The organism is Pseudotenacibaculum sp. MALMAid0570, from assembly GCF_040151415.1.
Classification (GTDB): Bacteria; Bacteroidota; Bacteroidia; order Flavobacteriales; family Flavobacteriaceae; genus Polaribacter.
Genome location: NZ_JBDKWF010000044.1, coordinates 188,836 through 202,291, shown reverse-complemented (window position 1 = coordinate 202,291; position 13,456 = coordinate 188,836). Strand labels below are relative to the sequence as shown.

Below are 13,456 nucleotides of genomic sequence, written 5' to 3'. Positions count from 1 at the left end.
GTTTAAAAGAAGAATCCGGTTCCGAATGTAATTCCAAATTTACGAGCGCCAGGGTTGTTTAAGTAGTTCCCTCTGAAATTAAAATCAATTCGCAATACTTTCAAAATATTTGCAATTCCAATACTATACTCATAATACGGAGTGCTATTTGGAGCTCTTAAAACAATTTGCGATGGATTCGTAGTAGTATTCAAAGCAATGTTTTCATTAGATAATTCACCCCATGCTGTTCTAAATCCAATAACAGTTCTTAAATTTAATCTTCGTAATAAAGGTATTCTTGCAAAGAGTCTTCCGTTAAAGTTATGTTCTAAATGAAAAGAAGCGTAAGTATCTGTTACAAATTCGTAAAAATCTAATTGATTGAACGTGTTGAAAAAGGCAAAATACGTTTGATTCCCAGGAACAACACTTAACAATCCAAGAGGAACTTCGCCATAGGTTTTTCCCAGTTCTAGTGATGTGCGCATTCTCCCTAAACCACCGATAAACCAAGGTTGTGTATAAGCAAATTGTACTTTTGTATAATCAAAGTCACTATTAAGTACACCTTTATCACCTCGAGTAATTTGTAAGAAAATATTTCGCAAACGATCAGTATTCGTTGCAGTTTCTACTCCATGACCAGAAACTTTTCTTCCAGGGAAATAGTTTGCCGTAAAAATAGTCTCGTATTGTTTGATTTGAGAAGAAATTCCGCTAGGAGAATCAGGATTGTTATAATCTAAACTAAAAGTAGGAGAAGCTGATCTAAGTGTTTTGTAACTAGAAGAAAGGCTGAATACAAAATTTCGTAGTGGTTCTATTTGAACAGAAAACATAGAAAGATTGATGTTCGTTAGCTTGTCATTAGCGCCAGTTCCTACAATTGAAGATGAACCATTACTTCTTCCTAAAACATCTGTAGAAGAGGTTAGGGTAGCTCCAATTTGTTCTACATCTCTTCTGTTTCCTCCAGAAATAATCAAACGACTTTTCTTGTCAAGCAAAGCTTTTCCTTGAATTCCGTATTTAAATCTTCTGTCTTTAAAACCATAAGCCGTGTAAGCTTCTATTCGCCAAGGATCATTATAGCCAAAATAAGTTCTACCACCAGTTCTTAAACGTAATCCTTCTACATCATTAAACCCAAACGTTGAGAAGATCGGACCATAGTCAAAATTAATTTTGTCAAATTCATAATAACCAGAAGATAGCGTTGCAATGGTATTATAAATTCGTTTGAATTTTTTAACCGTTTTGAGAGTGTCTAAGAGTTCATATACTCCTTGCTCATCTTTATTTAATTTTTCTAAACGATTCTTTTCCCAAAACTCATCAGGCTGATTGTAAACAGTTTCATCGTATTCATATTGCTTCTTGTCGTAGAATTTTTCATCTAATTTTTTATCAAATACGTAGTTTGTATAAAGAGTTGTTCGTTTACCATACAAACCTTTAGATTTTTCTCTTTTATTTAATGCAAAATCTGAAAGGAAGTAATCTCTTTTTAAAAGAAATATTGAATCATTTAAAATGTCAAACTCTTGCTCTATATAGATGTCTTTTACCCAGTTGATATTCGCATTCTTGGAAGCCTGCATGTTAATTTCTTTAATAGCAAATGTGGAGTCATTCACCCAAAAATCTCCCTTGAATGTTAATTCGTTTTTTCTTCTAGGGTAGTAAATGATATTATAACACCATTTGTTATCTATGAAAGCACTATCCGCTAAGTAGTAATTGTAGTTTTGAATTCCTGTACGAGATAAAGGGCTTACAAAACTTTTGTAAAAGAATTTCAGGTAATTATCGTAGATGTTGTAATCTGTATAGAGGTCATCAATAAAGTTAATGATGGCTTGATTGTTACTAAATCCAGTATTCTTATTTCCTTTTACAACCTCTTTTTCTTTATTGATTTCGTTATCGCCATAAACTTCAGAAACCGATTCATTTAAGAACACAGGAAGGTATGTTTTTCCTGTAATAGATGAGGTGTCTACATTTTTGAAGACAAATTCTAGTCCTCTAAACAATCGTTTCTTTTTAAAAGTACTATCAATTGTATTAAGGTCGAATTCTACTTTTTGATATTTTTTATATTGATATTGATTGAATTTTTTAACTCCGTTTTTACGTCTCTTTTCCCATATTTTACGAAGGATATCAATAGCTGGATTGTTTTTCTTAGGTTGTTTTCCTGTAACAATTACTACCTCATTTAATGTGTTTGCCTCTTCTTTAAGAACAAACTTCATGTTATAATTAACCTTTTTTGTAAATGCATATTCTAAAGTTTCATAACCTAAAAAAGAAACAATTAAGGTTTGCCATGTTTTTTTAGATTCTAGGTAAAACCTACCGTTTTCATCAGTGGTTGTTCCTTCTATAGATCCTTTAAATACAATACTGGCATAAGCAACAGGTTCGTTGTTTTCATCAAAAACACGTCCACTTACTTTTGTTTGAGCTGAGGCAACCGTAAATGAAAAAAGGAAAATGATAATTGAGAAATATCGCTTCATAAGAAAAAAAACTTCATCAACTTTTATGCCGATGAAGTTATTATAACGCAAAAAAATGCGATTTATTTGTATAAAACTTCTTTTACAGCTTTTACTACATGACTGCTATTTGGTAACCAAGCTTCTAATAAGACTGGCGAATAAGGAGCAGGCGTATCTGCTGTTGTAATTCTTTTAATTGGAGCATCTAAGTAATCAAAAGCTTCATCTTGAATTCTAAATGTAATCTCTGAAGAAACACTACCAAAAGGCCAAGCTTCCTCAAGGATAACTAAACGATTGGTTTTCTTAACAGATTCTACAATAGCAGCATGATCCATTGGACGAACTGTTCTTAAATCGATAATTTCAATAGAAATACCTTCTTTAGCCAATTCGTCTGCAGCTTTATAAGCTTCTTTGATAATCTTACCGAAAGAAACAACAGTAACATCAGTTCCTTCTCTTTTAATATCAGCTACACCAATAGGAATGATATACTCACCTTCAGGAATCTCCATTTTATCTCCATACATTTGTTCAGACTCCATGAAAATTACTGGATCATCATCTCTAATAGCTGCTTTTAATAAACCTTTAGCGTCATAAGGATTTGAAGGAACAATAACCTTTAACCCAGGACAATTGGCATACCAACTTTCAAAAGCTTGAGAGTGTGTTGCAGCTAACTGACCTGCAGAAGCTGTAGGTCCTCTAAAAACAATCGGACAATTAAACTGACCACCTGACATTTGCCTAATTTTAGCGGCATTGTTTATAATCTGATCAATACCTACTAAAGAGAAATTAAAGGTCATATATTCAACAATAGGTCTATTACCATTCATTGCAGAACCAACGGCAATTCCTCCAAAGCCTAACTCAGCAATAGGAGCATCTATTACTCGTTTTTCTCCAAACTCATCTAACATTCCTTTACTTGCCTTATAAGCACCATTATACTCTGCAACTTCTTCTCCAATTAAATAGATGCTTTCATCTCTTCGCATTTCTTCACTCATTGCCTCACAAATGGCTTCACGAAACTGAACTGTCTTCATTGATTTATTCTAGTTGTTTTTATTGAACAGCAAAAATAGGGAAATTCTCAAGAAAAAAAATGTACATTCACTTGCAAAATGCGATAACGATTTCAATGTTACAGTTTTTACAATTTTCAAAAGATAAAATTGCGCTATTTGTCTATATCATGATTAATGTATTTTATGTCATAAAATATGGACAACGTCAGAACTATGTACCTGTTTTTATTCTTGTTACGGTTTATGTTTTTTTTGTGATTTTGAGTGCAAAAAAATTTCACCTTTTGAAATGTTGGCTTGATAGAATGAAAAATTTCCGATTGCTTTTCTTTTCTATTGGGTTTCTAGCTTTCCTAGTATTCTTGATGTTGAATTTATATATAGATGAAAGTTCGCTAAATGTTTTGAGATATAAAGGGATGAATACTACTATCTCTCATGTATTATCTGGGGAATACCCTTATACTACTTTTTTGGATGGAAAAGGAGATACCACATCTAATCTACCAGGGCTATTTTATTTAGGAATGCCATTTTATCTTTTAGGAGATGTAGGATACTTACAGGTTTTCGTATTCATGCTAATATTATTATTTCTTTATAAGCTTGAAATTAGTAATTACAGAAAGATAGGTGTTCTGTGTTTGTTGCTAATGTGTCCAGCTTTTTTATGGGAGGTATTTGTAAAAAGTGATTTAATGAGCAATGTTTTCTTACTCTCTTTTTTTATGTATTGGTGGAGTAAAAAAAATGAAGAAAATTATTTTGAAAAGCCTGTTCTTCTCGCTTTTCTTATAGCTCTTTTTTTATTAACAAGGTTAATTGTTGTAATGCCATTAATCATTATGTTTTTCATGCCTTTTATGAAAGCTCAAATGAAGAATAAACTGATTTTTATTATAGCTTTAGTGTCATTTATATTCTTGATTTCTCTTCCTGTTTTAATTACAATTCCTAGTTGGGAAATTTTTCTTCAATATAATCCGTTGAATAATCAAACAGGAGAGGCGCCTTGGTTTTTGTCAGCTTTCTTTTTAACGCTTTCTTTTTTACTTTCGAAAAGATTTAATGCTCCAAACAAAATTTTCTTTGTCTTATCCTTATTGGTATTTAGTTTGGTTTTAGTAAGGTTTTTATTGAATGGTTTTGAAGAAGGTTTTTATCGAAATATCTTCTTGAATTTATTTGATATTTCTTATTTCGGACTTACAATTCCTTTTTTGTTTTTTTATGCAATACAACAAAAAAATATTATGCATGCATAGTATTTTTTAATTATTAAGTAGTATCTTCGTAGCCATCAAATTAAAATACATTTTAAATGAAAATATTGGTCTGTATCAGTCATGTGCCTGATACCACTTCTAAGATTAATTTTACAGATAATGACACTAAATTCGACACAAATGGTGTTCAGTTTGTAATCAATCCATATGATGAGTTTGTGTTAACTCGTGCTATGTGGTTTAAAGAAAAACAAGGAGCTTCCGTAACTGTTGTTAATGTAGGAAATACAACTACAGAGCCAACGCTTAGAAAAGCGTTAGCGATTGGAGCAGATGATGCAATCCGAGTAAATGCAGAGCCAACTGATGGTTTTTCAGTTGCAAAAGAATTAGCTGAAGTTGTTAAGAAAGGAGGTTACGATTTAGTATTAGCTGGAAAAGAATCGAGTGACTATAACGGGCAAATGGTTCCAGGAATGTTGGCAGCAATTACAGATTTCAATTTTGTAAACGGTTGTGTTGGATTAGAAGTAGATGGAACTAATGCAACTGCAACTAGAGAAATTGATGGAGGAAGCGAATCTGTTACTACATCATTGCCATTAGTTGTTGCAGGGCAAAAAGGAATTGTAGAAGAATCAGATTTACGTATTCCAAATATGAGAGGAATTATGATGGCTCGTAAAAAACCATTAAGCGTTGTAGAATCAACAGGTGCTGAGAATGCAACTTCATCACAATCGTTTGAAAAACCTGCGCCAAAAGGAGCTGTAAAATTAGTAGATGCTAATAATGTTGATGAACTCATCAGCTTATTACATAATGAAGCAAAAGTAATTTAATCATAAGAAAAGAGAGATATGTCAGTTTTAGTATACGCAAGTTCAACAGACGGAAAATTTAAGAAATCGGCTTTCGAAGTAGTTTCTTATGGGAAAAAAGTAGCAGAACAATTAGGAACTAACCTAGTTGCATTAACAATCAATGCAGAAAATGCATCTGAATTGCAAAACTATGGAGCAGAAAGTATTGTTAAAGTAAGCAATGATCAATTAGCAGTTTTTAATGCCAAAGGATATGCTTCTGTTATCAAACAAGCAGCAGAATCAAAAGGAGCAAACGTAGTAGTAATCGATTCAACAGTAGATGGATTTTATGTAGCACCGTTAGTAGCAGTAGCAATGAATGCAGGATATGCTTCTAATGTGGTAGACGCACCTAGCTCAACAAGTCCTTTTACAGTAAAAAGAAAAGCTTTTTCTAACAAAGGGTTTAACAATACAGTAATTTCTACAGAAAACAAAGTAATTGGATTAGCTAAAAATTCATATGGAATTCATGAGAATGCAGTTACAGCTTCTACAGAAACTTTTGAAGCTACACTTTCTGATGCAGATTTTGGAGTAAAATCTACTAATATTGAAAAAGCTACAGGAAAAGTAACCATAGCAGATGCAGATATTGTTGTTTCTGCGGGAAGAGGTTTAAAAGGACCAGAAAATTGGGGAATGGTAGAAGAATTAGCAGATATTTTAGGTGCCGCAACAGCTTGTTCTAAACCTGTATCTGATTTAGGATGGAGACCTCATAGTGAACATGTTGGACAAACTGGAAAGCCAGTTGCTTCCAATTTATACATTGCTATTGGAATCTCTGGAGCCATTCAGCATTTAGCGGGAATTAACGCTTCAAAAGTAAAGGTGGTAATTAATACAGATCCAGAAGCACCTTTCTTTAAAGCAGCTGATTATGGTATTGTAGGAGATGCTTTTGAGGTTGTACCTCAATTAATTAGCAAACTGAAAGAATTTAAAGCACAGAACTCATAATTTTTAGTAAATTGTGCCCTAGTAAAAGGGCTGTCTAATTTTTGGTGATTGCCATAATTGGACAGCTCTTTTATTTTTTGACGATAGCTACATGAGTTTAATAAAACTAACCATAAAGGGGATTTCTTACAGTCAAACTCAAAGCGGTGCTTATGCACTTGTTTTGAGTGAAATGGAAGGAACTAGAACACTTCCAATTATTATAGGAGCTTTTGAAGCACAATCTATAGCGATAGCTCTTGAAAAAGAGATTAGACCACCAAGACCCTTGACCCACGATTTGTTTAAAACATTTTCTGAGCGATTTGATATTCAAGTAAAGCAAGTTATTATTCATAAGTTAGTTGATGGTATTTTCTTTTCTAGTCTAATTTGTGAAAAAGATGGTGTAGAAGAAATTATAGATACAAGAACATCTGATGCTATTGCCATTGCTGTTCGTTTTCAAGCCCCAATTTATACCTATGAGAATATCTTGGATAAAGCAGGAATCTACTTGAAAATAGAGGAAGAAATTGCTATCAAAGAAAATTTAGACCCAGAAGCTGTTGAGGTTACTCTAGAAGAGAAACCAAGCGGCTCAAGGTTTTCGTCTTTTTCATTAAAAGAATTGCATGAGAAGCTTAATGAAGCTGTATCTAATGAAGATTATGAGTTAGCAGCTAAAATTCGCGACGAAATAAGCAAACGTTCATAAAACTACTTATATGAAAAAAAGCATCATTCTTGTTTTTTGTTTGATCTCATTTTTTGGGTTCTCACAATCTATAGAACAAAACTGGAATTTCCATTCCATAGAAAAAGAGGGAAAAGAAATTATAGAGATTGATGAAAGCGATGCTTTCAATTTGAAAGAAGGGAAGTTTTCTTACACATTAGTTGCTAAAGATAATTTAAAAGCTGAAGGAAGCTATATCCATCAGAACAACCTGTTAATTTTTAACTATACAAGTCCTAAAGACACTGTACGTTATTACAATATTGCTCAGTTAACAGATTCTTTGTTAACTATCACAGAGAATAATGTCTCCTATAATTTTGCATTAGGAAAGACGACTGCTAATACAGTTGTAAAAGCAGAGACCAAAGAAGTTGTTTCACAAATTATTCCAAGTCAAGGATTCTCATTTACAAGTTTATGGAGAGGTGCTTTAGGAATGATCGTCTTGCTTATTATTGCTTATTTATTTAGCTCAAATAAAAGAAGAATTGACTGGAAAACAGTTGGGATAGGATTAGGCGCTCAACTGTTAATTGCAATAGGAGTTTTAAAAGTACCTTTTATACAAGCAGGTTTTGATATAGTTGGTAAAGGTTTCGTGAGCATTTTGGAGTTCACTCAAGCTGGAAGTGAGTTTTTATTTAAAGGGCTTATTTCTGATATGGATACTTTTGGGTTCATTTTTGCATTTCAAGTATTGCCTACGATTATCTTTTTCTCTGCACTAACTTCTGTATTATTCTATTTAGGAATTATTCAAAAAGTAGTAAAAGCATTGGCTTGGTTATTATCGAAGATTTTAAAAATTTCTGGAGCAGAAAGCTTGTCAGTTGCAGGAAATATTTTCTTAGGCCAAACGGAAGCACCACTATTGATTAAAGCTTATTTAGAAAAAATGAATAAGTCAGAAATGCTGTTGGTGATGATTGGTGGAATGGCCACAGTTGCAGGAGCAGTTCTAGCAGCTTATATTGGTTTCTTAGGTGGAGATGATGACGCTCTTAAATTACTTTATGCTAAACACTTGTTAGCTGCCTCAGTTATGGCTGCGCCAGGAGCAATCGTAATTTCAAAGATTTTATATCCTCAAACTGAAAAAGTGAATACTGATGTTCATGTGTCATCAGAAAAAATAGGGTCCAATATTTTAGATGCAATTGCCAATGGAACTTCTGAAGGATTAAAGCTAGCAGTTAACGTTGGTGCTATGCTATTAGTTTTTATGGCTTTTATAGCTATGGTTAATGGAATACTTGGTTTGGTTGGAAGTTTTGATGGAATAGAATATTTCGGTTGGGAGTTTCAATCATTAAATGAAATTATTGCTTCTAATACTTTATATAAAGAACTATCATTGGAATTTCTTTTAGGTTACGCTTTTGCCCCCTTAATGTGGTTGATTGGTGTAGCTACTGAAGATATGGCTTTAATGGGGCAATTATTAGGAATCAAATTAGCAGCCAGTGAATTTGTAGGTTATATCCAATTAGCAGAATTAAAAAATGTAGCTAGTGCAACGCATTTAACCTATAATAAATCCATTATCATGGCCACTTATATGCTTTGTGGGTTTGCCAATTTTGCATCCATCGGAATTCAGATTGGAGGAATTGGATCCTTAGCCCCAGGGCAAAGAAAAACACTATCAGAATTTGGAATGAAGGCCTTGATTGGAGGAACTATAGCTTCTCTAATGTCGGCAACTATAGCAGGAATGATTATCGGCTAAACTATAAACAAATCGTTAATAACTTTATCACAATATTAGAAGCTTCAATTCAAACGAATTGGAGCTTTTTTTTAATTTGGTCACTAAGAAAATGAATGATTTATGAAGCAATATTTAGACCTCGTTAAACATGTTTTAGAAAACGGAAACGAAAAAGGAGATAGAACAGGAACCGGAACCAAAAGTGTATTTGGTTATCAGATGCGATTTGATTTAAGCGAAGGGTTTCCTATGGTCACCACAAAGAAGTTGCACCTAAAATCAATCATTTATGAACTGCTTTGGTTTATCAAAGGAGATACCAATGTAAAATACTTACAAGAAAACGGAGTTCGAATTTGGAATGAATGGGCTGATGAAAATGGAGATTTAGGACCTGTATATGGACATCAATGGCGTAACTGGAATAGTGATGATATAGATCAACTTACTGAAGTTATAGAAACCTTAAAAAACAATCCTAATAGCAGGAGAATGTTAGTTTCTGCATGGAATCCAAGTGTGTTACCAGATACCTCTGTTTCATTTTCTGAAAATGTTGCCAATGGAAAAGCAGCATTACCACCTTGTCATGCGTTCTTTCAGTTTTATGTAGCTGACGGAAAACTATCTTGTCAACTGTATCAAAGAAGTGCCGATATCTTTTTAGGAGTTCCTTTTAACATTGCTTCCTATGCATTGTTTACAATGATGATGGCTCAAGTTTGTGGTTACGAACCTGGCGATTTCATTCATACATTTGGTGATGCTCATATTTATAGCAATCACATGGAGCAATTAGAATTACAATTGTCTAGAGATCCAAGACCATTGCCAACAATGAAAATCAATCCTGAAGTGAAAAGTATTTTCGATTTCACTTTTGAAGATTTCGAATTGCTAGACTACAATCCGCATCCGCACATCAAAGGAATGGTGGCTGTATAAATTAACGTATTTTTATAATTCTCTTGTTGTTGTTTTACCATGAGTCTATGTAATTTAGTTGCAAACTAATATAACCATGACCGTTGCAACAGATTTATTGAAAGATTACATCTACGAAAAGATTGCTGATATTGAAGATGAGAACATTCTGAAAGCAATTAAAACCCTTATAGATAATATTCAAGTACTTCCAGAAGATACTATTACTGAGAAAGAGGATTTTAATAGCTATATCAAAGAATGGCTTAAAGAAATGAATTAGAATCTTCTTGTAATTACAAACACTTTTACATAAAATCTCCAAAAAATATTTATGGAGAAAAAAATTGCAGTAATTTCGCTCAAATTTTAGCACACATTAATTACTATGATAACAATTATTGCTGCCGTTGGAAACAATAATGAATTAGGGAAAAACAATGATCTAATATGGCATCTTTCAGCCGACTTAAAGAGGTTTAAAAAAGTAACTACAGGCCATACTATCATTATGGGTAGAAATACTTTTGAATCTATCGGAAAACCTCTTCCTAACCGCAGATCTGTTATCATCACTAGAAACAAAGAATATCTTCAAGAAGGTTGCGTTGTTGTGCATAGTATAGAAGATGCAATAGCTCTAGTAGAAAGAGAAGAACAAGCATTTATTATTGGTGGCGCACAAATTTATAAAGAAGCTATTCAAAAAGATTTAGCAGATAATTTAGACATTACCAAAGTTCACGAAAGTTTTGATGCAGATGTATTTTTTCCTGAAATTGATTCTGAAAAATGGAAGCTAACATCAAAAGAAGATTTCAAAGCTGATGAAAAAAATCAGTATGATTACAGCTTTTTAAGTTTTTCTAAAGCTATCTAATTCGAGGCGCTCCTGAGCCGCCATCAAGCCTCATTCTGTATTTACGTTGCGCAAATTGAAAGTAATTAAACAGCTTATAATTTACTTCCATTCCATAATTTATTTTGTGATCGTAATCAATAACATTTCCATAAATATTGGGATCAAAACGTATCGGATCTCTAGCTCTCATGTTCCAATTAAGTACATAAATTCGATTCCAATTTTCAAGAAAAGTTTGAGAATAAAAACCCATTGGTTTGGCAGTTGAACTTAAATATGCCTGAAATCCAGTATCAAAAATAATAACTTCATATTCCAAACTATCATTGGCAATCACCACAGGTTCTTCTTTATTTTTGTCGATTTTTAAATTCTTAGAAGAAGTAGAACTACATGCATAAACTAAGATTCCTAAAATAAAAACCCCAAGTATTTTGTGTAGATGTCTCATAATCAAGTAATGCTGTGCACATAAAGTTGCAAAAATTATTCCAAAATTTCTTCTATTTCTCAAACTTTAACTTTTAAAAAGAACAAGTATCTTTAGGGAAAATTAACCAACATTATGAGAAATACCTTACTGCTATCATTCTTGTTTTTTACAAGTATTGTATTTAGTCAAATAGTATCAGAGAGAGATAGAGCTGCAATAAAAGATGAATTATTAGAAGACAGGTTTCAGAATTTACTTCCGCAGTTAATGGATGATGCCAAGATTGATATGTGGCTAATTATCTCGAGAGAGTATAATGAAGATCCAGTAATGAAAACCATGTTACCCGCTAATTGGTTAAATGCTCGTAGAAGAACTATGATGGTTTTTTATAGAGATCAAAAGAATGATACTATAGAACGATTGGCAGTAGCTAGATATGATATAGGAAAGAGTATCAAATCAGCTTGGCAAAAAGAAAAGCAACCCAATCAATGGAAAGCATTAGTTGACATTATTTCAGAAAGAAACCCAAAGAAAATAGGAATTAATTATTCTACTCATTTCCCTTTGGCAGATGGTTTGGTAAAAACAGATTATGAAGAGTTGAAACAAAACTTACCAGATTCTTTAGAGTCTCGTTTGGTATCTGCTGAAAAGTTGTCGATTGGGTGGATTGAAACCAGAACTGAAAAAGAAATGAAACTCTTCAAAAAGTTAGTGAAAATTACACACGATATTATTGACGAGGCATTTTCAAGCAAGGTTATTGTTCCAGGAAAAACAACTACAGATGATGTAGTTTGGTGGATGCGCCAAAAAGTGACAGACCTTGGTTTAGAAACTTGGTTTCATCCTACGATAGATGTACAGCGAACCAAAGAAGAATTAAAATCTCATATTTACTCGTTTACCAAACGAGAGAAGGAAAAGATTATTCAAAAAGGAGATTTGCTACATTGTGATTTTGGAATCACCTATATCGGACTGAATACTGATTGTCAGCAACACGCCTATGTATTACATGACAATGAAAAAGAAGTTCCTGAGTATTTGAAGAAAGCTTTTAAAAAGGGAAATAGATTGCAAGATATTATGACAACAAACATGAAAAAAGGAAAAACAGGAAATGAAATTCTCCTAAGCTCATTGTCACAAGCGAAAAAAGAAGGACTAAAACCAGCAATTTATTCGCATCCACTTGGAAAATATGGTCATAGTGCAGGAACAACCATTGGAATGTGGGATTCTCAAGGTGGAGTTCCAGTTAGAGGAGATTACCCTTTGCATAAGAATACAGTATATGCCATAGAATTAAATGTGACAGTAAACATACCTGAATGGCAAAAGAACATCAGAATTATGCTTGAAGAAGCTGGCTTTTTTGGAGATAATTACTTTGAATATGTTAATGAGAGGCAAACAGCAATCAAACCAATTAAAACAAATTAATGGTAGCAATTCCAAAGTACGACTTGCTTAAAATCATCAAGGTTTTTATTAGGAGGATAGGACTTTTGTTCATGTTTGTAGTTGCCTTATATTTCGATGGAACTCATTTTGCATCTATTTTCCCGCAAGCGCAATGGTTTACCAATGTCTTTATGCTCATTGCATTTGCAATCCTATATTATCGTTCGGTAAAAAGGACAAGAGAACTCATGATATATGCAGTAATCATTGGGTTTTTAGGAGAGTATCTGTTTTCAATCATTTTAGATATGTATACTTATCGATTGTCAAACTTACCGCTCTATATTCCTTTTGGACATGCGGCTGTATATGCCAGAACTTATATGTTCTCTAAAGCTTCAATTGTAAGAAAATATGGAAAACAGGTTACTACATTTCTGTACATTTTTGCCTCCTTGTTTTCACTCTTTTATCTTATTGTGTTTGATGATGTTTTTGGATTTGTAATGACAATAGCTGTCTTCTTGATGTTGATTAAAAGACCTAAAGACAGACTGTTTTTTTTAACCATGTATATGGTTGTAGCTGTCTTAGAAATTGGAGGTACTGCTTACGCTGCTTGGTCGTGGCCAGATACAGCTTTTGGAATTTTCCCTATCTTAAAGAGTCATAATCCTCCAAGCGGAATCAGTTTGTTTTACTTTCTGTTGGATGTTGGATGCTTTGTAATTTATATTTTAGTAAATAAAACAGCTTGGAAAAGATTTAAACGTATAAAAAGAATAAAGGTAAAGAGTATCTAATCTAT

13 protein-coding genes are annotated in these 13,456 nt (G+C 33.0%); 10 read left to right on the top strand and 3 right to left on the bottom strand.

Annotated features, from left to right (window positions below; translation table 11 throughout):
* Window positions 1-2 precede the first annotated feature (2 nt).
* Both AAON49_RS03010 and AAON49_RS03005 read right to left on the bottom strand, forming a co-directional pair.
* Window positions 3-2,507: a DUF5686 and carboxypeptidase-like regulatory domain-containing protein gene (locus AAON49_RS03010; protein ID WP_349552539.1), complete on the bottom strand. Its 2,505-nt coding sequence runs from the start codon at window positions 2,505-2,507 to the stop codon at window positions 3-5.
* A 62-nt stretch (window positions 2,508-2,569) separates the two neighbouring features.
* Window positions 2,570-3,547, bottom strand: a complete 978-nt coding sequence (locus tag AAON49_RS03005; protein ID WP_349552538.1) for a pyruvate dehydrogenase complex E1 component subunit beta — start codon at window positions 3,545-3,547, stop codon at window positions 2,570-2,572.
* Between the two features lie 287 nt (window positions 3,548-3,834).
* Between AAON49_RS03005 and AAON49_RS03000 the strand changes: the two genes are divergently transcribed.
* From AAON49_RS03000 to AAON49_RS02965, 8 genes are all read left to right on the top strand, one after another.
* Window positions 3,835-4,794 carry a hypothetical protein gene (locus tag AAON49_RS03000; RefSeq protein WP_349552537.1) on the top strand — a complete coding sequence of 320 codons (960 nt, stop codon included), beginning with the start codon at window positions 3,835-3,837 and terminating at the stop codon, window positions 4,792-4,794.
* Window positions 4,795-4,850: 56 nt separating this feature from the next.
* Window positions 4,851-5,597, top strand: a complete 747-nt coding sequence (locus AAON49_RS02995; RefSeq protein WP_349552536.1) for an electron transfer flavoprotein subunit beta/FixA family protein — start codon at window positions 4,851-4,853, stop codon at window positions 5,595-5,597.
* A gap of 18 nt (window positions 5,598-5,615) precedes the next feature.
* On the top strand, window positions 5,616-6,584 hold the full coding sequence (locus tag AAON49_RS02990) for an electron transfer flavoprotein subunit alpha/FixB family protein (RefSeq protein ID WP_349552534.1): 969 nt from the start codon (window positions 5,616-5,618) through the stop codon (window positions 6,582-6,584).
* 91 nt (window positions 6,585-6,675) lie between these two features.
* Entirely contained in the window at window positions 6,676-7,281 is a 606-nt protein-coding gene (locus AAON49_RS02985) for a bifunctional nuclease family protein (protein ID WP_349552533.1), read from the top strand.
* Window positions 7,282-7,291: 10 nt separating this feature from the next.
* Window positions 7,292-9,034 (top strand): NupC/NupG family nucleoside CNT transporter, encoded by a 1,743-nt coding sequence (locus AAON49_RS02980; RefSeq protein ID WP_349552532.1) that lies wholly within the window; start codon window positions 7,292-7,294, stop codon window positions 9,032-9,034.
* A gap of 102 nt (window positions 9,035-9,136) precedes the next feature.
* A complete protein-coding gene (locus tag AAON49_RS02975) occupies window positions 9,137-9,961 on the top strand; it encodes a thymidylate synthase (RefSeq protein WP_349552530.1) in 825 nt (274 codons plus the stop codon).
* Between the two features lie 76 nt (window positions 9,962-10,037).
* Window positions 10,038-10,223 carry a hypothetical protein gene (locus AAON49_RS02970; RefSeq protein ID WP_349552529.1) on the top strand — a complete coding sequence of 62 codons (186 nt, stop codon included), beginning with the start codon at window positions 10,038-10,040 and terminating at the stop codon, window positions 10,221-10,223.
* 105 nt (window positions 10,224-10,328) lie between these two features.
* Window positions 10,329-10,820 carry a dihydrofolate reductase gene (locus AAON49_RS02965; protein WP_349552527.1) on the top strand — a complete coding sequence of 164 codons (492 nt, stop codon included), beginning with the start codon at window positions 10,329-10,331 and terminating at the stop codon, window positions 10,818-10,820.
* On the opposite strand, the gene AAON49_RS02960 is transcribed toward AAON49_RS02965, so the two are convergent.
* Window positions 10,813-11,253, bottom strand: coding sequence for a DUF6146 family protein (locus AAON49_RS02960; RefSeq protein ID WP_349552526.1), 441 nt, complete (start codon window positions 11,251-11,253; stop codon window positions 10,813-10,815). The two genes, AAON49_RS02965 and AAON49_RS02960, sit on opposite strands and share 8 nt — an antisense overlap.
* A gap of 114 nt (window positions 11,254-11,367) precedes the next feature.
* On the opposite strand from AAON49_RS02960, the gene AAON49_RS02955 reads away from it, so the two are divergent.
* Together AAON49_RS02955 and AAON49_RS02950 are read left to right on the top strand one after the other, a co-directional pair.
* Window positions 11,368-12,687 carry a M24 family metallopeptidase gene (locus tag AAON49_RS02955; RefSeq protein ID WP_349552525.1) on the top strand — a complete coding sequence of 440 codons (1,320 nt, stop codon included), beginning with the start codon at window positions 11,368-11,370 and terminating at the stop codon, window positions 12,685-12,687.
* Entirely contained in the window at window positions 12,687-13,451 is a 765-nt protein-coding gene (locus AAON49_RS02950) for a hypothetical protein (protein ID WP_349552524.1), read from the top strand. The genes AAON49_RS02955 and AAON49_RS02950 overlap by 1 nt, the downstream gene beginning before the upstream one ends.
* The last annotated feature ends 5 nt before the right edge of the window (window positions 13,452-13,456 follow it).